12 protein-coding genes, 20 tRNA genes, 3 rRNA genes, 1 pseudogene and 2 riboswitches are annotated in these 20,861 nt (G+C 40.6%); of the genes and pseudogenes, 33 read left to right on the plus strand and 3 right to left on the minus strand.

Annotated features, from left to right (window positions below; all coding sequences use genetic code 11):
• Position 1: 1 nt before the first annotated feature.
• Together pstA and QRY57_RS05370 are read left to right on the plus strand one after the other, a co-directional pair.
• A complete protein-coding gene (gene pstA / locus QRY57_RS05365; RefSeq protein WP_026592978.1) occupies positions 2-919 on the plus strand; it encodes a phosphate ABC transporter permease PstA in 918 nt (305 codons plus the stop codon).
• Between the two features lie 172 nt (positions 920-1,091).
• Positions 1,092-1,616: a P-loop nucleotide/nucleoside kinase family protein gene (locus tag QRY57_RS05370; protein ID WP_286016840.1), complete on the plus strand. Its 525-nt coding sequence runs from the start codon at positions 1,092-1,094 to the stop codon at positions 1,614-1,616.
• Positions 1,617-1,685: 69 nt separating this feature from the next.
• On the opposite strand, the gene QRY57_RS05375 is transcribed toward QRY57_RS05370, so the two are convergent.
• Entirely contained in the window at positions 1,686-4,730 is a 3,045-nt protein-coding gene (locus QRY57_RS05375; protein WP_286016841.1) for an efflux RND transporter permease subunit, read from the minus strand.
• 686 nt (positions 4,731-5,416) lie between these two features.
• Here QRY57_RS05375 and QRY57_RS05380 point away from each other — a divergent pair.
• From QRY57_RS05380 to QRY57_RS05500, 25 genes are all read left to right on the plus strand, one after another.
• Positions 5,417-6,967, plus strand: a 16S ribosomal RNA gene (locus QRY57_RS05380).
• Between the two features lie 145 nt (positions 6,968-7,112).
• A 23S ribosomal RNA gene (locus QRY57_RS05385) occupies positions 7,113-10,033 on the plus strand.
• 91 nt (positions 10,034-10,124) lie between these two features.
• Positions 10,125-10,240 (plus strand): 5S ribosomal RNA (rrf, locus tag QRY57_RS05390).
• The 16S, 23S and 5S rRNA genes sit together here with 20 tRNA genes alongside, the layout of an rRNA operon.
• A 4-nt stretch (positions 10,241-10,244) precedes the next feature.
• A tRNA-Val gene (locus QRY57_RS05395) sits at positions 10,245-10,320 on the plus strand.
• Between the two features lie 9 nt (positions 10,321-10,329).
• A tRNA-Tyr gene (locus QRY57_RS05400) sits at positions 10,330-10,413 on the plus strand.
• A gap of 12 nt (positions 10,414-10,425) precedes the next feature.
• Positions 10,426-10,500, plus strand: a tRNA-Gln gene (locus QRY57_RS05405).
• Positions 10,501-10,504: 4 nt separating this feature from the next.
• A tRNA-Lys gene (locus QRY57_RS05410) sits at positions 10,505-10,580 on the plus strand.
• Positions 10,581-10,594: 14 nt separating this feature from the next.
• Positions 10,595-10,675, plus strand: a tRNA-Leu gene (locus QRY57_RS05415).
• A 29-nt stretch (positions 10,676-10,704) separates the two neighbouring features.
• A tRNA-Gly gene (locus QRY57_RS05420) sits at positions 10,705-10,779 on the plus strand.
• Between the two features lie 16 nt (positions 10,780-10,795).
• Positions 10,796-10,884: transfer RNA gene (locus tag QRY57_RS05425), tRNA-Leu, on the plus strand.
• A gap of 3 nt (positions 10,885-10,887) precedes the next feature.
• Positions 10,888-10,961: transfer RNA gene (locus QRY57_RS05430), tRNA-Arg, on the plus strand.
• A gap of 10 nt (positions 10,962-10,971) precedes the next feature.
• Positions 10,972-11,045: transfer RNA gene (locus tag QRY57_RS05435), tRNA-Pro, on the plus strand.
• 12 nt (positions 11,046-11,057) lie between these two features.
• Positions 11,058-11,130 (plus strand) — tRNA-Ala (locus tag QRY57_RS05440).
• A gap of 10 nt (positions 11,131-11,140) precedes the next feature.
• Positions 11,141-11,233: transfer RNA gene (locus QRY57_RS05445), tRNA-Ser, on the plus strand.
• A 100-nt stretch (positions 11,234-11,333) separates the two neighbouring features.
• Positions 11,334-11,426 (plus strand) — tRNA-Ser (locus QRY57_RS05450).
• A gap of 24 nt (positions 11,427-11,450) precedes the next feature.
• Positions 11,451-11,527 (plus strand) — tRNA-Met (locus QRY57_RS05455).
• A 3-nt stretch (positions 11,528-11,530) separates the two neighbouring features.
• A tRNA-Asp gene (locus QRY57_RS05460) sits at positions 11,531-11,606 on the plus strand.
• Between the two features lie 10 nt (positions 11,607-11,616).
• Positions 11,617-11,689: transfer RNA gene (locus QRY57_RS05465), tRNA-Phe, on the plus strand.
• Between the two features lie 17 nt (positions 11,690-11,706).
• Positions 11,707-11,782: transfer RNA gene (locus QRY57_RS05470), tRNA-Thr, on the plus strand.
• 3 nt (positions 11,783-11,785) lie between these two features.
• Positions 11,786-11,856: transfer RNA gene (locus QRY57_RS05475), tRNA-Trp, on the plus strand.
• 10 nt (positions 11,857-11,866) lie between these two features.
• Positions 11,867-11,943 (plus strand) — tRNA-Ile (locus tag QRY57_RS05480).
• Between the two features lie 3 nt (positions 11,944-11,946).
• A tRNA-Asn gene (locus QRY57_RS05485) sits at positions 11,947-12,021 on the plus strand.
• A gap of 1 nt (position 12,022) precedes the next feature.
• Positions 12,023-12,094: transfer RNA gene (locus QRY57_RS05490), tRNA-Glu, on the plus strand.
• A 175-nt stretch (positions 12,095-12,269) separates the two neighbouring features.
• A complete protein-coding gene (locus QRY57_RS05495; RefSeq protein ID WP_286016842.1) occupies positions 12,270-12,689 on the plus strand; it encodes a CBS domain-containing protein in 420 nt (139 codons plus the stop codon).
• 349 nt (positions 12,690-13,038) lie between these two features.
• A complete protein-coding gene (locus tag QRY57_RS05500) occupies positions 13,039-14,190 on the plus strand; it encodes a DUF3965 domain-containing protein (protein ID WP_208018072.1) in 1,152 nt (383 codons plus the stop codon).
• 90 nt (positions 14,191-14,280) lie between these two features.
• Here the strand turns inward: QRY57_RS05500 and QRY57_RS05505 are convergent, their stop codons facing one another.
• On the minus strand, positions 14,281-14,613 hold the full coding sequence (locus tag QRY57_RS05505; protein ID WP_286016843.1) for a hypothetical protein: 333 nt from the start codon (positions 14,611-14,613) through the stop codon (positions 14,281-14,283).
• Between the two features lie 6 nt (positions 14,614-14,619).
• A pseudogene (locus QRY57_RS05510) lies at positions 14,620-14,820 on the minus strand (M23 family metallopeptidase); the annotation flags it as partial.
• A 778-nt stretch (positions 14,821-15,598) separates the two neighbouring features.
• A riboswitch (TPP riboswitch) is annotated at positions 15,599-15,710 on the plus strand.
• A 61-nt stretch (positions 15,711-15,771) separates the two neighbouring features.
• Positions 15,772-15,874: riboswitch (TPP riboswitch) on the plus strand.
• An 85-nt stretch (positions 15,875-15,959) separates the two neighbouring features.
• Here QRY57_RS05510 and tenA point away from each other — a divergent pair.
• The 6 genes from tenA to thiO are packed head-to-tail and all read left to right on the plus strand — an operon-like array spanning position 15,960 to position 20,853.
• Positions 15,960-16,655 carry a thiaminase II gene (gene tenA, locus QRY57_RS05515; RefSeq protein WP_026592843.1) on the plus strand — a complete coding sequence of 232 codons (696 nt, stop codon included), beginning with the start codon at positions 15,960-15,962 and terminating at the stop codon, positions 16,653-16,655.
• A complete protein-coding gene (locus QRY57_RS05520; RefSeq protein ID WP_286016844.1) occupies positions 16,624-17,373 on the plus strand; it encodes an ABC transporter ATP-binding protein in 750 nt (249 codons plus the stop codon). Before tenA ends, QRY57_RS05520 begins: the two co-directional genes overlap by 32 nt.
• Positions 17,370-18,122, plus strand: coding sequence for an ABC transporter permease (locus QRY57_RS05525; protein WP_286016845.1), 753 nt, complete (start codon positions 17,370-17,372; stop codon positions 18,120-18,122). The genes QRY57_RS05520 and QRY57_RS05525 overlap by 4 nt, the downstream gene beginning before the upstream one ends.
• The gene (locus tag QRY57_RS05530) at positions 18,119-19,120 is read left to right on the plus strand and encodes an ABC transporter substrate-binding protein (protein WP_286016846.1); all 1,002 of its coding nucleotides are present in this window, start codon (positions 18,119-18,121) and stop codon (positions 19,118-19,120) included. The genes QRY57_RS05525 and QRY57_RS05530 overlap by 4 nt, the downstream gene beginning before the upstream one ends.
• A 10-nt stretch (positions 19,121-19,130) precedes the next feature.
• Positions 19,131-19,751, plus strand: coding sequence for a thiazole tautomerase TenI (gene tenI, locus QRY57_RS05535; protein WP_286016847.1), 621 nt, complete (start codon positions 19,131-19,133; stop codon positions 19,749-19,751).
• A complete protein-coding gene (gene thiO, locus QRY57_RS05540) occupies positions 19,744-20,853 on the plus strand; it encodes a glycine oxidase ThiO (RefSeq protein ID WP_286016848.1) in 1,110 nt (369 codons plus the stop codon). The genes tenI and thiO overlap by 8 nt, the downstream gene beginning before the upstream one ends.
• Positions 20,854-20,861 lie beyond the last annotated feature (8 nt).

Below are 20,861 nucleotides of genomic sequence, written 5' to 3' on the forward strand. Positions count from 1 at the left end.
GATGAATGCAAGAAAAGTAAATAATATTTGGACGGGTATTTTATATGCGGTTGCAGCGTTTGTAGTAGCTTTACTTGTTTTCTTAGTATACGAAATTTTACAAAAGGGCTGGGGATTTTGGGATCCAAGTTTCTTGTTCGGAGAACCAAGCAATACAAGAGCAGGTGGTGGAATTGGTCCGCAATTATTCAATTCTTTCTATATGCTTGTTATTACCCTAATTATTTCAATTCCGCTTGGATTAGGAGCGGGGATTTATCTTGCGGAATATGCGAAACAAGGACGTTTTTTAGGATTTGTTCGTTTATGTATTGAAACGATGGCATCACTACCATCCATTGTTGTTGGGTTATTTGGTTTATTAGTATTTGTTACAATGACTGGTTGGGGTTATACGGTAATGGGAGGAGCACTTGCTTTAACGATTTTAAATTTACCGGGCCTAACGCGTGTTTGTGAAAATGCGATTACGGAAGTTCCGTCTAATGTAAAAGAAGCGAGTCTTGGGCTTGGTGCAACAAAGTGGCAAACGATTGTACGGATTATTATTCCGACATCATTACCACAAATTATTACAGGGATTATTTTAGCTGCAGGACGTATATTTGGTGAAGCCGCAGCATTAATTTATACAGCGGGATTAACATCGCCAATTCTAAATTCAGCAGCTGATTTTTCAAGTCCTGCACATCCGTTGAATCCATTTCGCCCAGCTGAAACATTAGCAGTTCATATTTGGAAATTAAACTCTGAAGGGATTATTCCAGATGCGAAGTTAATTGCGACAAAATCAGCAGCAGTCTTAATTATTATGGTATTACTGTTTAATATTATTGCTCGTTTTACTGCATCTGTACTTCATAAACGTTTTACGGGAGCGAAGAAATCTCGTAAAGTAACAAAAGCAAAAGCAGCTTAAATGCTTGTACCCTATATTAATAAAGGACTCTCTGCTTAAATAGGCAGGGAGTTTTTGTTTCGTTCTGTTTTGTGGAGAGGATAGAGGATAATTCCTATGATAAAATGATGTATATGTAAATATACGAATGAACTGTGGGATAGAAAATAATATAAGGAAGGTGTGCTTTTTTATGTTTTTTCTTCAAATGTCAGGTTTTCCGGGCTCGGGAAAATCGACACTTTCTAAATGTATAGCGAAAAATACAGGGGCAATTGTGATTGATCATGACATTGTAAAAACGGCCTTACTAGAGTCGCTGGAAACTCGTCAGATTGAAACAACGGCCGCTGGTGGAATTTCGTACGAGATCGAATGGGCATTAATAGATTTTCATTTATCCCAGGGGCATAGTGTAATACTGGATAGCCCGTGTCTCTATACAGAAATGTTAGAAAAGGGAATAAAGTTGTCTAAGAAGTATAATGTGAAGTATAAATATGTTGAGTGCTACCTTGATGATATAGAAGAAATTAATAATAGATTAAAGAAGCGAAAACGAATGATAAGTCAAATTAGGAAAGTGGAATCTGAAGAAGCGTTTGAAAAATGGCTAGATGGTAGTAAACGGCCATCTGATTTTACATATATTATTGTAGATTCTGGACAACCGTTAGAAGATTATATAAATAAAGTGATGACCTATATGAATGATTGATTATGAAATTATATTTATAGTAGAAAGAAAAAACGTTATCTTCAAAACGGAAGATAACGTTTTTTCTTATTAAGCTTTTGGTGTCTCTATAGAAGGTTCTACTTTTCTGCGTGAGCTTCGTTTTTTACCGAATTTATCTAACAGTTCATACATAACAGGGACGACGACTAATGTGAGTACAGTTGAAACTGCTAAACCGCCGATTACAACAACCGCTAAACTTTTTGATACCATACTGCCGGCTTGTGATTGGCTGAATAATAATGGTAACATCGCTACTATTGTTGTAATGGCTGTCATAATAATTGGTCGTAGCCTTGTAGAGCCTGCTTCTAGTAAAGCTTCCCGCGTTGTCATACCTTGTTCTTTATTTTGTTGAACGCGTTCTATTAGTACGATGGCATTTGTAACTACAATCCCGATTAACATTAATGCACCGATTAGTGCGTTTAAATCGACTGGTGTTCTTGAAATGATTAATCCTAAAATACCGCCAACAGCAGCTAGTGGTAAAGAGAATAAAATCGCAAATGGAGCGCGTGCTTGCCCGAAAGTAATGACCATAATTAAATAAACAATGCCGATTGCGATACCCATGATTTTGAATAAATTTGTAAAGTCCTCTTGCATTGCTTCGGTTGCACCAGCAATTTTAACTTTCGCACCGTTTGGTAGGTCTAATTCTGAAATAGCTTTGTTCACTTCAGTATTCACTTTGCTTAAATCTTCATTTGTTGCTTCGGCAGTTATTTGAATGGTTTCTTTCCCGTCTTTATGGAAAATCTCTGTTTGCAATCGTTTTTCTGAAATGGTTGCAATATCTTTTAAAGGAATTGGTCCTGCTATAGGTGACATAATATTTGTGTTAAGAATATCTTCCTTGTTACTTATCTTTTTTTGTTTATGTTCGAGCATAATGGTCGTTTTCTCTTCATTAATTGTCAGTTGCCCAATTGGTGATTTTTTCATAAGGAATGCAACTTGTTGTCCGGCTGTTTCTGGTGTTAATCCAACTTGTTCAGCTTTCTTTTGATCAATATCGATTTGCCATTCTTTCTTTGACTCTTCTAGATTTGTTTTTACTTTAGAAAGGCTGTCTATACTTTTAAGTTTTGTTTCAACGACATCAGCAGCTTTTTTTAAATTTGTTTCATTGTTTGCTGTCACGTTAAATTGCAAGCTGTTTCCACCGCCAGAACCAGAATAGCTTGCCTTTGTATAATCGAATTCGGCTGGTTTAAAGTCTGCCTGCCCTTTTTTTAGTTCTTTGATATATTGATCGATATCTGTTCCTTTTTTGAAGACTACAGCAATAGATGCAAGGTTATTTTTAGTTGAAAATCCAAACTGTGCATCTTCAGCACTGGAACCCATTCGTAAAATAACATCTTTTACATTGCTGTTAGAAAGTAATTTTTTTTCAAAATCAAAGGCTGTTTGCTTTCTAGATTCAAATTCGTAACTTGCTGGGAATGTCATCTGAATTGAAAGCATCGTGTCATCTTCTGATTTTATATTTGCTTTTGGTAGTAATACATAGGCAGCAATTGATCCCGCAAATAATAGGAAAGAAGAGAATAAAATAATAAACTTATGCGAAAGTGCCCATTTTAACGTAGCTGTATACTTTCTTGAAGGTTTCGGTGTACGCTGCCTTGTTTTTTTCAGCAATAAAAATGCCATAAGTGGAACAACGGTTAAGGCCACCACTAGTGAAGAAAGTATAGAGTATACAACGGCTAATACCATAGGTAACATTAGCTTACCGATTGTACCTGACACAAGACCGATAGGTAAAAAGACAGCGACTGTTGTTAAAGTAGAGGAGGTAATTGCGACGGCTACCTCTTTTGTGGCGTCTAAAATGATGTCTTTTGAAAAATGTTCCTTTTGTAAGCGCCGAAAGATATTTTCAATGACAACAATACTATCGTCAACAAGTCGACCAACCGCTACCGCTAAGCCCCCGAGAGTTAAAATGTTTAATGTAACATGAGATTGATCAAGTAAAAATAGTGTTAGTAAAATAGATAACGGAATACTAACGACAGCGATAAGGGTTGTTCGAACGCTGCGTAAAAAGATTAAAATAATAAATGTCGCAGCAATGGCTCCTAAAATGACTTCTTTCCCCATGCTCACAACTGCATTTTCAACTTGTTCGTGAGTAGAGGATATTAATTTAATTTTATAAGTATCGTTATATTCTTTGTTTATAGTTTTTATTTTTTTATCGATTTCTTTTCCGATTGCAACTGCATTTTTGCTAGGTTCTTTCATTATAACTAATCCAGTTCCTTCATCGCCATTTACATGTGTAACGGTATCAAAATGTTGTTTTATTTCTACTTGAGCTATATCTTGTAATTTGATTTGAGGTGTAAGTGACATGTTTTTTATTTCATCTACATTTTTGACATTACCAATGACGCGGAGGCTGTGGTCTTCGTTATTGACAGTAACTTGACCAACTGGAGTGGAAGCTTCTTTTCCTTGTAAAGCGGCTAATACCTGCTGTGGTGTTACGTTTTTATTTTTCATTTCATTTGGATCTAATATGATAGATAACTCGGATGTTGATTTACCGTAATACATGACGTTAGCGACGCCGTCGATATTTTCAAGTTGCGGAATGATCTCTTCTTCAATCTGTTTTTCGTCTGCTTTTGTAAAACCATTCTGTTTTTGAACGGTAATTTGTGCAAGTGGAATCATAGAGGTATTAAGTTGGCTGACGACGGGTTTTGTAATCTCCTTTGGGAAATTTACGTTGTTGGTAATTTTCTCGACCTCGCGCGTGGCATCTTTCATATTAGCTTTAGATGTATACGTGATATCGATACGAGATAAACCTTCATAAGTAGAAGAAGTGATTGTATCGACGTGGTCCAAATTTCGAAACTTTTTCTCGAGCGGTTCAGTTACTTCTTTTGTCAATGTTTCAGCATCTAATCCTTGCGACATTGTAGTGACAGTTATTGCGGGGTTGTCGACACTAGGTAGAAATTCCATTGGTAATTTCGAACCAGAATAAACGCCGAGTACAGAAATGAGTAAAACCATGATGATGATAGCGGCTCGGTTTTTTAATGAGAATTTTGTTAACCTCTCCATAAAAGTAATTCCTCCGTTTAAGTTGTTTTTTAGCCTACTTTGTTACTATATAACAAAATCTGGATTTTTTTCATTAATTAAATGTAAAAAAATTCTAAATTTATTCTTAAATAAGAAAATTATGATGTAATGGTTATCTTGTAATAAGGGTTAGAGGGTGATGGATGGAAAGATAAATGAGAGATAACGAGTTAATCACTATTTGCAGTTCAATCATATTTTTATCCCAAAGTTCAGTAAGAGTAGGGAAGATAGGCCAGCGGGGAGATTAATAGCTTGTAAAATGAAGATTAGTGAAGAAATGTATTCTATACGGACTAAAGTTTCAATTTATAAACATTCGGTATGCAGAAATATTTATCTGTAAATGAAATGAGGTTTTTTGATAAATAGAATGCTGATCCAGTAAATATGAAATAAGGGGACTTTTGTTAGGTAATAAACTTTTTTATATTTTTTTAAAAAAACACTTGTGATTTAAAAGTTAGGGTGGTATATTAATAAGCGTCGCTGATGCGGGACACGCAGAAAGCGAAAAAAGAAATTAAAAAACTTAGTTGACATCGAAAAACGAAGATGCTAACATAAGGAAGTCGCCAATCGGCGATGGACAAGTTCTTTGAAAACTGAACGAAACAAACAACGTGAAACGTCAATTTTTATTTTAGATGCTAGACAAACTAACTTTATTGGAGAGTTTGATCCTGGCTCAGGATGAACGCTGGCGGCGTGCCTAATACATGCAAGTCGAGCGAACCGATTAAGAGCTTGCTCTTATGAAGTTAGCGGCGGACGGGTGAGTAACACGTGGGTAACCTGCCCATAAGACTGGGATAACTCCGGGAAACCGGGGCTAATACCGGATAACATTTTGCGCTGCATGGCGCGAAATTGAAAGGCGGCTTCGGCTGTCACTTATGGATGGACCCGCGTCGCATTAGCTAGTTGGTGAGGTAACGGCTCACCAAGGCAACGATGCGTAGCCGACCTGAGAGGGTGATCGGCCACACTGGGACTGAGACACGGCCCAGACTCCTACGGGAGGCAGCAGTAGGGAATCTTCCGCAATGGACGAAAGTCTGACGGAGCAACGCCGCGTGAGTGATGAAGGCTTTCGGGTCGTAAAACTCTGTTGTTAGGGAAGAACAAGTGCTAGTTGAATAAGCTGGCACCTTGACGGTACCTAACCAGAAAGCCACGGCTAACTACGTGCCAGCAGCCGCGGTAATACGTAGGTGGCAAGCGTTATCCGGAATTATTGGGCGTAAAGCGCGCGCAGGTGGTTTCTTAAGTCTGATGTGAAAGCCCACGGCTCAACCGTGGAGGGTCATTGGAAACTGGGAGACTTGAGTGCAGAAGAGGAAAGTGGAATTCCATGTGTAGCGGTGAAATGCGTAGAGATATGGAGGAACACCAGTGGCGAAGGCGACTTTCTGGTCTGTAACTGACACTGAGGCGCGAAAGCGTGGGGAGCAAACAGGATTAGATACCCTGGTAGTCCACGCCGTAAACGATGAGTGCTAAGTGTTAGAGGGTTTCCGCCCTTTAGTGCTGAAGTTAACGCATTAAGCACTCCGCCTGGGGAGTACGGCCGCAAGGCTGAAACTCAAAGGAATTGACGGGGGCCCGCACAAGCGGTGGAGCATGTGGTTTAATTCGAAGCAACGCGAAGAACCTTACCAGGTCTTGACATCCTCTGACAACCCTAGAGATAGGGCTTCCCCTTCGGGGGCAGAGTGACAGGTGGTGCATGGTTGTCGTCAGCTCGTGTCGTGAGATGTTGGGTTAAGTCCCGCAACGAGCGCAACCCTTGATCTTAGTTGCCATCATTAAGTTGGGCACTCTAAGGTGACTGCCGGTGACAAACCGGAGGAAGGTGGGGATGACGTCAAATCATCATGCCCCTTATGACCTGGGCTACACACGTGCTACAATGGACGGTACAAAGAGCTGCAAGACCGCGAGGTGGAGCTAATCTCATAAAACCGTTCTCAGTTCGGATTGTAGGCTGCAACTCGCCTACATGAAGCTGGAATCGCTAGTAATCGCGGATCAGCATGCCGCGGTGAATACGTTCCCGGGCCTTGTACACACCGCCCGTCACACCACGAGAGTTTGTAACACCCGAAGTCGGTGGGGTAACCTTTTGGAGCCAGCCGCCTAAGGTGGGACAGATGATTGGGGTGAAGTCGTAACAAGGTAGCCGTATCGGAAGGTGCGGCTGGATCACCTCCTTTCTATGGAGAATTGATGAACGCTGTTCATCAATATAAGTTTCCGTGTTTCGTTTTGTTCAGTTTTGAGAGAACTATCTCTCAGAAATAAATGTATGTTCTTTGAAAACTAGATAACAGTGTAGCTCATATTTTTTAATTTTAGTTTGGTTAAGTTAGAAAGGGCGCACGGTGGATGCCTTGACACTAGGAGTCGATGAAGGACGGGACTAACGCCGATATGCTTCGGGGAGCTGTAAGTAAGCTTTGATCCGAAGATTTCCGAATGGGGAAACCCACCATACGTAATGGTATGGTATCCTTATCTGAATACATAGGGTAAGGAAGACAGACCCAGGGAACTGAAACATCTAAGTACCTGGAGGAAGAGAAAGCAAATGCGATTTCCTGAGTAGCGGCGAGCGAAACGGAATCTAGCCCAAACCAAGAGGCTTGCCTCTTGGGGTTGTAGGACATTCTATACGGAGTTACAAAGGAACGAGGTAGACGAAGCAGTCTGGAAAGGCTCGTCACAGAGGGTAACAACCCCGTAGTCGAAACTTCGTTCTCTCTTGAATGTATCCTGAGTACGGCGGAACACGTGAAATTCCGTCGGAATCCGGGAGGACCATCTCCCAAGGCTAAATACTCCCTAGTGATCGATAGTGAACCAGTACCGTGAGGGAAAGGTGAAAAGCACCCCGGAAGGGGAGTGAAAGAGATCCTGAAACCGTGTGCCTACAAATAGTCAGAGCCCGTTAACGGGTGATGGCGTGCCTTTTGTAGAATGAACCGGCGAGTTACGATCCCGTGCGAGGTTAAGCTGAAGAGGCGGAGCCGTAGCGAAAGCGAGTCTGAATAGGGCGTTTAGTACGTGGTCGTAGACCCGAAACCAGGTGATCTACCCATGTCCAGGGTGAAGTTCAGGTAACACTGAATGGAGGCCCGAACCCACGCACGTTGAAAAGTGCGGGGATGAGGTGTGGGTAGCGGAGAAATTCCAATCGAACCTGGAGATAGCTGGTTCTCCCCGAAATAGCTTTAGGGCTAGCCTCAAGTGTTAGAGTCTTGGAGGTAGAGCACTGATTGGACTAGGGGTCCTCATCGGATTACCGAATTCAGTCAAACTCCGAATGCCAATGACTTATCCTTGGGAGTCAGACTGCGAGTGATAAGATCCGTAGTCAAAAGGGAAACAGCCCAGACCGCCAGCTAAGGTCCCAAAGTGTGTATTAAGTGGAAAAGGATGTGGAGTTGCTTAGACAACTAGGATGTTGGCTTAGAAGCAGCCACCATTTAAAGAGTGCGTAATAGCTCACTAGTCGAGTGACTCTGCGCCGAAAATGTACCGGGGCTAAATACACCACCGAAGCTGCGGATTGATACTTACGTATCAGTGGTAGGGGAGCGTTCTAAGGACAGTGAAGTCAGACCGGAAGGACTGGTGGAGTGCTTAGAAGTGAGAATGCCGGTATGAGTAGCGAAAGACGGGTGAGAATCCCGTCCACCGAATGCCTAAGGTTTCCTGAGGAAGGCTCGTCCGCTCAGGGTTAGTCAGGACCTAAGCCGAGGCCGACAGGCGTAGGCGATGGACAACAGGTTGATATTCCTGTACCACCTCTTTATCGTTTGAGCAATGGAGGGACGCAGAAGGATAGAAGAAGCGTGCGATTGGTTGTGCACGTCCAAGCAGTTAGGCTGATAAGTAGGCAAATCCGCTTATCGTGAAGGCTGAGCTGTGATGGGGAAGCTCCTTATGGAGCGAAGTCTTTGATTCCCCGCTGCCAAGAAAAGCTTCTAGCGAGATAAAAGGTGCCTGTACCGCAAACCGACACAGGTAGGCGAGGAGAGAATCCTAAGGTGAGCGAGAGAACTCTGGTTAAGGAACTCGGCAAAATGACCCCGTAACTTCGGGAGAAGGGGTGCTTTCTTAACGGAAAGCCGCAGTGAATAGGCCCAAGCGACTGTTTAGCAAAAACACAGGTCTCTGCGAAGCCGTAAGGCGAAGTATAGGGGCTGACACCTGCCCGGTGCTGGAAGGTTAAGGAGAGGGGTTAGCGCAAGCGAAGCTCTGAACTGAAGCCCCAGTAAACGGCGGCCGTAACTATAACGGTCCTAAGGTAGCGAAATTCCTTGTCGGGTAAGTTCCGACCCGCACGAAAGGTGTAACGATTTGGGCACTGTCTCAACCAGAGACTCGGTGAAATTATAGTACCTGTGAAGATGCAGGTTACCCGCGACAGGACGGAAAGACCCCGTGGAGCTTTACTGTAGCCTGATATTGAATTTTGGTACAGCTTGTACAGGATAGGCGGGAGCCTTTGAAGCCGGAGCGCTAGCTTCGGTGGAGGCGCTGGTGGGATACCGCCCTGGCTGTATTGAAATTCTAACCTACGGGTCTTATCGACCCGGGAGACAGTGTCAGGTGGGCAGTTTGACTGGGGCGGTCGCCTCCTAAAGTGTAACGGAGGCGCCCAAAGGTTCCCTCAGAATGGTTGGAAATCATTCGTAGAGTGCAAAGGCATAAGGGAGCTTGACTGCGAGACCTACAAGTCGAGCAGGGACGAAAGTCGGGCTTAGTGATCCGGTGGTTCCGCATGGAAGGGCCATCGCTCAACGGATAAAAGCTACCCCGGGGATAACAGGCTTATCTCCCCCAAGAGTCCACATCGACGGGGAGGTTTGGCACCTCGATGTCGGCTCATCGCATCCTGGGGCTGTAGTCGGTCCCAAGGGTTGGGCTGTTCGCCCATTAAAGCGGTACGCGAGCTGGGTTCAGAACGTCGTGAGACAGTTCGGTCCCTATCCGTCGTGGGCGTAGGAAATTTGAGAGGAGCTGTCCTTAGTACGAGAGGACCGGGATGGACGCACCGCTGGTGTACCAGTTGTTCTGCCAAGGGCATAGCTGGGTAGCTATGTGCGGAAGGGATAAGTGCTGAAAGCATCTAAGCATGAAGCCCCCCTCAAGATGAGATTTCCCATAGCGTAAGCTAGTAAGATCCCTGAAAGATGATCAGGTTGATAGGTTCGAGGTGGAAGCATGGTGACATGTGGAGCTGACGAATACTAATAGATCGAGGACTTAACCATATAATATGAAGCAAATGTTATCTAGTTTTGAAGGAATATATATTTAAAATTCCTTTTGACATTCTGAAAAGAATGTGTATAATAATAAAAGTCTGGTAATGATGGCAGAGAGGTCACACCCGTTCCCATACCGAACACGGAAGTTAAGCTCTCTAGCGCCGATGGTAGTTGGGGCCTTGCCCCTGTGAGAGTAGGACGTTGCCAGGCAAATGGAGGATTAGCTCAGCTGGGAGAGCACCTGCCTTACAAGCAGGGGGTCGGCGGTTCGATCCCGTCATCCTCCACCATATAATGTCGGAGGGGTAGCGAAGTGGCTAAACGCGGCGGACTGTAAATCCGCTCCTTCGGGTTCGGCAGTTCGAATCTGCCCCCCTCCACCATTTCTTAATTAATGGGCTATAGCCAAGCGGTAAGGCAACGGACTTTGACTCCGTCATGCGCTGGTTCGAATCCAGCTAGCCCAGCCATTAAGAGCCATTAGCTCAGTTGGTAGAGCATCTGACTTTTAATCAGAGGGTCGAAGGTTCGAGTCCTTCATGGCTCACCATTTTAAAAAAATATGCGGGTGTGGCGGAATTGGCAGACGCACCAGACTTAGGATCTGGCGCCTTTGGCGTGGGGGTTCGACTCCCTTCACCCGCACTTTTAATAAAATATCTCATACATGTCTTGCGGAAGTAGTTCAGTGGTAGAATACAACCTTGCCAAGGTTGGGGTCGCGGGTTCGAATCCCGTCTTCCGCTCCAATTTTCAGTATGACATGCCGGGGTGGCGGAACAGGCAGACGCACAGGACTTAAAATCCTGCGGTGGGTGACCACCGTGCGGGTTCGACCCCCGCCCTCGGCACCATATGCGCCCGTAGCTCAATTGGATAGAGCGTTTGACTACGGATCAAAAGGTTAGGGGTTCGAGTCCTCTCGGGCGCGCTTTTATTAACGGGAAGTGGCTCAGCTTGGTAGAGCACCTGGTTTGGGACCAGGGGGTCGCAGGTTCAAATCCTGTCTTCCCGATATTTTAAACATGGGGCCTTAGCTCAGCTGGGAGAGCGCCTGCCTTGCACGCAGGAGGTCAGCGGTTCGATCCCGCTAGGCTCCACTTTATTTATGGAGGTATACCCAAGTCTGGCTGAAGGGATCGGTCTTGAAAACCGACAGGCGGCGAGAGTCGCGCGGGGGTTCGAATCCCTCTACCTCCTCCATTTTTATTGTAAAATGAGATAGGATTTGATTTAATAGATTGTTAAATGGTCTGTATAAAACATATAGACATGAATAAAAGATTTATTTGATTTTTTTTATGGAGGTATACCCAAGTCTGGCTGAAGGGATCGGTCTTGAAAACCGACAGGCGGTGAGAATCGCGCGGGGGTTCGAATCCCTCTACCTCCTCCATTTAAAAAAAGAATATGATATCGTCGCGGGGTGGAGCAGTCTGGTAGCTCGTCGGGCTCATAACCCGAAGGTCGCAGGTTCAAATCCTGTCCCCGCAACCAAATGGTCCCGTGGTGTAGTGGTTAACATGCCTGCCTGTCACGCAGGAGATCGCCGGTTCGACCCCGGTCGGGACCGCCATTTACATAAAGGCTCGGTAGCTCAGTCGGTAGAGCAGAGGACTGAAAATCCTCGTGTCGGCGGTTCGATTCCGTCCCGAGCCATCTTTTTTTTTTGGAAAGCCGGCTTAGCTCAATTGGTAGAGCAACTGACTTGTAATCAGTAGGTTGGGGGTTCAAGTCCTCTAGCCGGCACCACTTAGGGGCATAGTTTAAAGGTAGAACAGAGGTCTCCAAAACCTCCGGTGTGGGTTCAATTCCTACTGCCCCTGTAGAAAATATGGGCCTATAGCTCAGCTGGTTAGAGCGCACGCCTGATAAGCGTGAGGTCGATGGTTCGAGTCCATTTAGGCCCACCATATTCCGCAGTAGCTCAGTGGTAGAGCTATCGGCTGTTAACCGATCGGTCGTAGGTTCGAGTCCTACCTGCGGAGCCATGGCCCGTTGGTCAAGTGGTTAAGACACCGCCCTTTCACGGCGGTAACACGGGTTCGAATCCCGTACGGGTCATACAAAAGAGTCAGCAATTAGCTGGCTCTTTTTTCTTGTGAAAAACATCATGTGAGAATTCTGTTCTTTTCTAATATGCGATATCATCAATCTAAAATTCCTCTATTTATTATGAAATAAATAAAGGGAATTTGGAAAAGCTATAGTATGTATAAAAAGGAGGGAATAGAGCTACATGACAACAGTTAGAGAATTTATGAGTACTGATATTGTACAATGTACACCACTAGATAATGTATATGAAGCTGCTGTGAAAATGAAAGAAGAAGACATTGGAATGATTCCAGTTGTAGAGAACAATCAAGTGGTTGGTCTTGTCACTGATCGTGATTTAGTTGTTCGTGGAATTGCTGAGAAACATCCTGGTTCTAATAAAATTACAAATATCATGACTACAGGAATCGTGTCCGTTTCTCCTGATGACTCTATTGAAAAGGCTACGGGGTTGATGGCGCAGCATCAAATTAGAAGGCTACCTGTAGTTGAGAATGGCGAGCTTGTTGGGATGTTAGCACTAGGTGATTTAGCGATAGCAGAAAAAGCTGATGATCAGGCAGGGGTAGCTTTAAGTGAGATTTCTGAGCATACAGAATAAAGTGTAGGTGTGGGTTAAAATACAGTGTAATTTAAATGCTAGGGAATAGGTAAAATCGGATACGTTTTATTAATAATACGAATAAGACTATATTGTTATTAAAACGTATCCAACATGTTATTCATAGATATATACACTTAACGGAGTATATTTAAATAATGACAAATGTTACGTCCATTTAAAATTTGGTTAATGATGTTCGTTACTAATTTTTGTTATGTTAAAAAATGATATAATAATAAATATAAGTTTCATAAGGGTTTTTGAATATATTAATATATATAGCATTATGATTATCTAGTAAGTCATCGGAGATTTCATATATAAATAGAAATGGAGGGAAAATGATATGAGGGATGTACAGAGCAACCCCAATTGGAATTTGGTTACAGATGTCTATGTGGAACCAAATAATTTTGCGGATTTATTTTCTTTACTTGTACCAAATCATCCAAAAGGCGAAGGAAAAGAGCGGACAATTTTAGCCTGGAAAGAAAAAGAATTTTATAAACAAGAAAACCTGATTCCGTTTATCTTATATGGAATGGATAAAGTGAAGGACTTACCACAGTTTCATAAGGATGAAATACCAACTTTAGTTCGTATTGTTCATTTATGTCAGAAAATTGGTTGGTATAAAGAAGCTTATACATTTATGATGAATCATAAATTAGATGAATTCGTACATACATCTATGGAATACGAAGTGTGGGACATTTTAACACAGGTTGTGGCGTGGAACTACTTAATTGTAAAGTATCGAATCGGTGAATTAGAAAATGAAGATGTAATGATATGGGAAAGAATTAAATTTAATGAAGAATGTACTGAAAAATGTGAAAAGCTATTGTCTCATAAGGAAGTAATGGAACTTACATTTTTTTGTGTTTGCAAACAGGCAAAATTATTGTCCAAAGAAGAATTAGATCAAGAAATGATGAATTTAGCAATATACTGTAATACATATGTTTATGACTTATACATATATGATTTATTAAAAAAATATCGTAAGTGTACGGATTTTTTAACATATTATGGACCAAGTCGTGCTGTTGTTGCATGCCAAAGGGCAGTAATTGCCCAAATTTCTGATCGTCTTAATCCGCTAAAGACCACACATGTGGATGACTATCTTTATGTAATGAAGGAAATGATGGAGTACATGTCATTTGAGTTTATGAATCAATACGAGCACTTCATTGGAAAACTATTATCATACGTACCATTTTTTGAAATGATTCAAGTTCCGCAACATGCATATTATTGTGAAGAGTTGATGTATGTTTGTAAGGGAATTGAATATAAAGAAGAAATCTTGCGAAATTATATATTTATACAATTACATGATTGTTTACCGTCATTTATTAAACAATTTCTAAAAAATAAGCGTTATGCAACGATTCACGATATTTTATTTTACTGGTGTGATGATGAACAACGAATGGGTTTAGAGAAGAAGTATAATTTAAGTTTTATTTATGAACGATATGCGTGTGGATAAAGAAACGTTTTTCAAGATAATGAATATATGAAAAAGGGATCTCACTTTGAAGTGAGATCCCTTTTTCAGTCGTAAATGTAGAAGGATGTTCTAAACTTCTTGTTGTTTTTTACGGTGATCAGGAGTGTAAATATATTGGGAAATAATAAGTAGCACTGCGATAAAAAATACAGGGAATATCGCAGCAATATGAAAACCACTATAAATAATATTTGTTATTAAACCGCCGATAATAATAAATGCAGTATATATATGAGAAATTTGTTTCTTTAGTCGGATTTTGAATGCTTCCATCAAAGATTCGATAGCAACAAACAAGATAACAATACTCAAAAAAACAATGTTAGTATTGTAAATTACTAAACAACAGATTAAACCGAGAAAAGCAAAATACTCAATTACTAAAGGGATATTACGTGGCATATAATATTACCGAACTAAATAATGCAGTGGATTTACTGCGTTTGTTTTTTCAAAATTCCATTCAGCATTATGTAATTCAAAATGGAGATGCTGTTTAAATGAGTGGCCTGTATTTCCCATATGTCTTAATAATTGTTTAGTCTGAACTTGATCACCAATTTGTACGGAACGGTTTTTTATATGAGCGTAAACGGTTGTATATAGCTTAGTAGATTTAGTAAATGAAATATTTGTTGCTTTTATGGAGTTAGAATTATTTCTTGTATTCATTTTATTATTAGAATAGGGTATTTTTGAATTGAGTTTTATATATTGAGTGTTTTTTGTAGGCAATTGCTGAGATGCTACAGTGCGTGTCTCTACTTGATTTATGGATGGAAGTAGAGATGCGACTGCGACAGTAGTTGCCGTTAAAGCTGTAGCTTTCTGTTTCATCTAATATTAGCCCCCCCATAGATGTATTAATATATTTTTTATTATAGTATAAAGATATAATACTTTGTGCATTATTCACATAACTGTAATATGAAACAAGAAAAAATAACCGTTTTTTAATGGAATCGAAATATACTACAAGAATAACAGATAAATAACTATTAGAATATGGATAAAGAGATAGTTGCTATTTTCTGAATCAATATATAAATGTGAATTAAAAAACGAAAGGGAAGTTTTTTAGGTATGGGAGAAAATCTGCTCATACATAGAGGCAGTCAGCGCTTTTTTCTGCCTTATGCCAAGTTAAAATAGAAAGAGAAAATGAGAGTAGGTCTTCTTTTGTTTTCATAGCAGCAACGTATATGTTGAAAAATCGTTTTGTAATTGTTATAGGCCGATGGGAATTCATACCTATATAAATATTTATGTTTCATATTTTGCATAAGTGGAACGTAGAGCCTTGATGTAAAGATTAGATATGAGATTGTAATAAATGAAAACAGTTGCTGATGACCCATGACAGTGTTATACTGACTATGGTAATTTCATATTGTGCTAGGAGAGCTGGTGTTGCCAGCTGAGAGTAAGACCGTAAGTCTTTGATCCTTTAATCACCTGATCTAGATTATGCTAGCGTAGGGAAGCAACTTGGACATTGACAACAAGTCCCCGTTTCTTTGCGTAAAGAAACGGGGCTTTTTTATTTAACAATTTAATAGTAGAAACCACTAGGGGTGCTTTATGTGCTGAGAGAGGAATAGTCCTTAACCCTTACGGACCTGATCTAGGTAATACTAGCGAAGGGAAGTGGAACGACGGATAAATGTATCTTTATTTGCTGTAACCACTTCTTATATAGAAGTGGTTTTTTATTTGGATAAACAGATGTAAAGGAAGGGGAAATATAAATGAAGTTTTGTGAGAGATTATTTGAGACTGTGCAGCCTGTTTGGGAGAAAAGTCATAATCACCCGTTTGTAACGGGAATGGGGGACGGTACGTTAGAAAAAGATAAATTCCAATATTACATCATACAAGATTATTTATATTTGCTAGATTATGCAAAACTATATGCGATTGGCGTTGTGAAAGCAAATAATCCACAAGTTATGGCAAAGTTTGCAGAACAAATAGATGGCATATTAAATGGGGAAATGACGATTCATAAACAGTATGCAAAACGTCTTGGTATTTCCATTCAAGAGATGGAAGAAGCAAAGCCGTCTGCTAAAAATTTAGCGTATACAAACTATATGATGTCAGTATCTCAAAATGGTACGCTTGCGGAATTAATTGCGGCGCTTCTTCCATGTATGTGGAGTTATTGGGAAATTGGAAAACGTTTAAATGATATTCAGGGAGCAAGAGATCACGAATTTTTCGGTGAATGGATTCAAGGATATAGCTCAAAAGAGTATGGAAGTCTTTGCACGTGGCTAATAGATTTGTTAAATGAACTAGCTGAAGGAAAGTCTGAACAAGAGTTAGCTCGATTAGAAGAAATTTTCTTATATTCCAGCCGATTTGAGTATTTATTCTGGGATATGGCGTACCGTAAGGAGATGTGGGGTTTTGAGGAGCAAGAGCATACTACGGTTTCATAATGTCTCTTTTCATTATGATGAAAAGCCAATTATAAAGGGTCTAGATGCATCTGTACAAGAAAAAGAGTTTGTTAGCATCATTGGACCGAGTGGCTGTGGCAAAAGTACATTATTTCGTTTAATTACAGGTTTAGAAGATGCAGGGGCTGGAACCATTCAACTGACAGAAACAACGAGTCATCCTGTAGGATATATGCCACAAAAAGATATGCTTCTGCCGTGGAGGACGATTATTGAAAATGCGGCATTGCCATTAGAGTGTCAAGGGATAAAGAAAAAAGAAGCGCATCTTAAGGCAAGCGAACTGTTAGAACAATTTGGTTTACAAGGATACGAGAACAAATATCCGAAAGATTTATCAGGTGGTATGCGGCAGCGAGTATCCTTTATTCGAACTTTATTAACAGGCGGGGACATTTTATTGTTAGATGAACCTTTTAGCGCATTAGATGCATTAACGAAAGCAACGTTGCAAGAATGGTTGTTTGAACAATGGAAACAGTGGCAAAAAACCATTTTATTTATTACACACGATGTAGAGGAAGCGCTGTTTCTTTCCAATCGGATTTTTGTTGTGGCAGAGCAGCCTATTACAACTTTAACAGAGCGTATCGTTCCGCTTGAAATTGATCGCTCAAGAAAAGATTTGCATAAACCTGAAATATTAGCTTTAAAAGATGAATTGCTTAGTATGCTACAAAGGCAGGTGCTCGTATGAAACGTGTGATGGAGTTATTACCTGCGCTGATTTTGAGTAGCATACTTCTCGTAGCCTGGGAAATGGGGGCTAGAATTGTAGATGAGATGTATATTCTACCATCGCCAACTGCAATTCTAGCTAAACTTTGGGCGCTGCGTGACATATTATTCACTGTTCATTTGCCAGCGACTTTATATGTAGTTTTAATCGGAGTTGTTATTTCCGTCGTACTGGGCGTTGGCTTAGCAATGTTAATGAACGCTAGTACATGGATGGAAAGAGCGTTTTATCCGTTGCTAGTTGCCTCACAAACAATTCCAATTACAGCACTAGCACCGTTATTTGTTTTATGGTTTGGATATTCAATTTGGAGCAAGGTAGTTGTTACGGTTTTGATTACATTTTTCCCGATTGCGGTAAATACGTATGATGGATTGCGCAGCACGAAAAAGGAGTGGGAGGAGCTTTTAGTAACATATGGTGCAACGAAAAAAGACATTTTTCTAAAGTTAAAGTTGCCATCTGCACTTCCGTACTTTTTCTCTGCTTTAAAAATTGCTGTTCCGCTTAGTGTAATTGGAGCGGCAATTGGTGAATGGCTTGGGGCACAAGCTGGTTTAGGATACTTTAGTAAACGGATGATGACGCAGTTAGATGGAGCGGGTGTGTTTGCACCGATTATACTTTTATCATTACTAGCCATTTTATTTGTATTACTTGTTTCTATATTAGAAAAGAAATTCATTAGTTGGAGGAAACATTCATGAAATTATTTAAACGCATCTTTGTGTTTACATTATTAGTTGCAATGATTGCAGGATGTTCTAGTAATTCAGCATCAGAGAAGAAAAAGACTGAGAAAGAAGTAACGGTTATGCTCGATTGGTATCCAAATGCAGTGCATAGTTTTATTTATGCGGCGATTGAAAAGGGATACTTTAAAGAAGAAGGAGTAAAGGTGAATATTAAATTTCCTTCTAACCCAACAGATCCATTAACATTAGCAGCAGCAGGAAAAGTAACAGTCGGTTTATATTATCAACCAGATGTTGTTATGGCAAAGGCAAATGAACAAATTCCAGTGAAATCAATTGGAGCTGTGGTTCGCTCACCATTAAATCATGTTGTATCGCTAAAATCGGCGGGAATCAATTCACCAAAAGATTTAGAAGGTAAAACAGTTGGTTATTCTGGAACACCTTTAAGTGAAGCATATTTAAAAACGATGATAAAAGAAGCTGGTGGTAATCCTGATACTGTAAAAGTAGTAGATGTCGGATTTGATTTAGTACCAGCGCTAATTACGAAAAAAGTAGATGCTGTTACTGGAGCTTATATTAACCATGAAGTTCCTGTTATGCGTCATCAAGGCCATGAACCAGCGTACTTCAACCCAGCTGAATATGGCGTGCCAAATTATCATGAGCTTGTTTTTGTAACAGGTGATAAAACATTGAAAAAAGATAAAGAAGCATTGCAAGCATTTTTACGTGGTGCGAAAAAAGGATATGACTTTATGAAGAAAAATCCAGATGAAGCACTGGGTATTTTATTAGATCATCAAGAAAAAGAAAATTTCCCACTTGTACCAGAAGTTGAAAAAGAAAGCATGAAAATTTTATTAGAGAAAATGGAAACGAAAGATGAGCCATTTTTATCAGATACGAAAGAATCATGGGAAAAGCAAAATAAATGGCTGAAAGAAAAAGGAATGACAAAAGAAATCGTTCCTGCCAATGAATTATTTGAAAACATTTTAAAGTAGGCGAGTGAATATGACAGACGAACTCCATGTTATCTCAAATGGTCAGATGACATTCGAAGAGTTAGCGAATGCAGCGATGCAAATTGAGAGTGAGATTGATTATTTGCATATTCGTGAGCGGGAAAAAAATACGAAAGAGTTATATGAAGGTGTGGAAAGTCTTTTAAAAAGAGGCTTTCCCGCATCTAAACTTGTGATGAATGATCGAATTGATATTGCGATTCTATTACATATCCCTCGCGTACAATTGGGATATCGAAGTGCTGATGTTAGGTTAGTTAAGGAGAGATTTTCTTATTTGCATGTTGGTTATTCTGTGCATTCTTTAGAAGAAGCGATAACAGCTTTCAAAAACGGTGCAGATTCCCTTGTGTATGGTCATGTATTTCCAACAGATTGTAAGAAGGATGTTCCGGCAAGGGGGCTAGAAGAAATTTCAGATATGGCAAGGCGATTAACGATACCGATTACAGCTATCGGAGGGATCACACCAAAAAATACAGTAGAAGTACTTAGAACTGGTGTGAGTGGTATTGCTGTTATGTCTGGGATTGTAAGCGATCGTAATCCATATGAGAAAGCAAGATTGTATAAGGAAACAATAAGAAAGTGGGCGGAAAATCATGAGTAAGAAGTATGATGTAGCCATTATTGGCGGTGGTGTAATGGGTAGTTCAGTTGCACATTTTCTAGCAGAAAGAGGATACCAAGTTGCAATTATTGAGAAACAAAGGATTGCGTCTGAAGCTTCTAAGGCAGCGGCAGGTTTACTTGGTGTACAGGCGGAATGGGATGCATACGATCCGCTATTTGAGCTTGCTAGAAAAAGCCGTGCAATATTTCCGCAACTTGCTAAAGCTTTACGTGAAAAAACGGGTATTGATATTGGATATGAAGAGAAAGGGATATACCGTATTGCCCAAAATGAAGATGAGAAGACAAGAATACTAGATATTATGAACTGGCAACAGAAAACAGGTGAAGAATCATATTTTCTGACAGGAGATGAACTTCATGAAAAAGAGCCCTTTCTCTCTTCATCGATCACCTGCGCTGTATATTATCCAAAAGACGGTCATGTTATTGCACCGGAACTTACAAAGGCGTTTGCACACTCTGCAGCCATTTCTAGTGCTGATATATATGAAGAAACAGAAGTATTTGATATCAAAATAGAAAACAACCGAGTAGAAGGAATCATTACGAATGAAGGTATGATTGCATGTGAAAAGGTAGTAATTGCCGGTGGTTCATGGAGTACAAAACTTCTTCATCACTTTGATAAAGAGTGGGGGACATATCCTGTAAAAGGAGAAGTTGTTGCTGTAAAGAGCCGTAAACCATTGTTGCAATCTCCTATTTTCCAAGAGCGATTTTATATCGCGCCAAAACGTGGTGGACGCTATGTAATTGGAGCAACGATGAAGCCCCATACGTTTAATAAGTCTGTGCGGCCAGAAAGTATTACTTCGATATTAGAACGCGCTTATACCATCTTGCCGGCTTTGAAAGAAGCCGAATGGGAAAGTACATGGGCGGGATTACGCCCGCAATCTAATCATGAGGTTCCTTATATGGGGGCGCATGAAGAAATAAAGGGATTATATGCTTGTACTGGTCATTACCGAAATGGAATTTTATTAAGTCCTGTTTCTGGTCAATATATGGCAGATTTAATAGAAGGAAAGCAATGGAATCACTTGCTAGACTCATTGCTTTCTAAAACGATTTAGAAAGGGGA

The organism is Bacillus arachidis (genome assembly GCF_030285945.1).
GTDB lineage: Bacteria > Bacillota > Bacilli > Bacillales > Bacillaceae_G > Bacillus_A > Bacillus_A arachidis.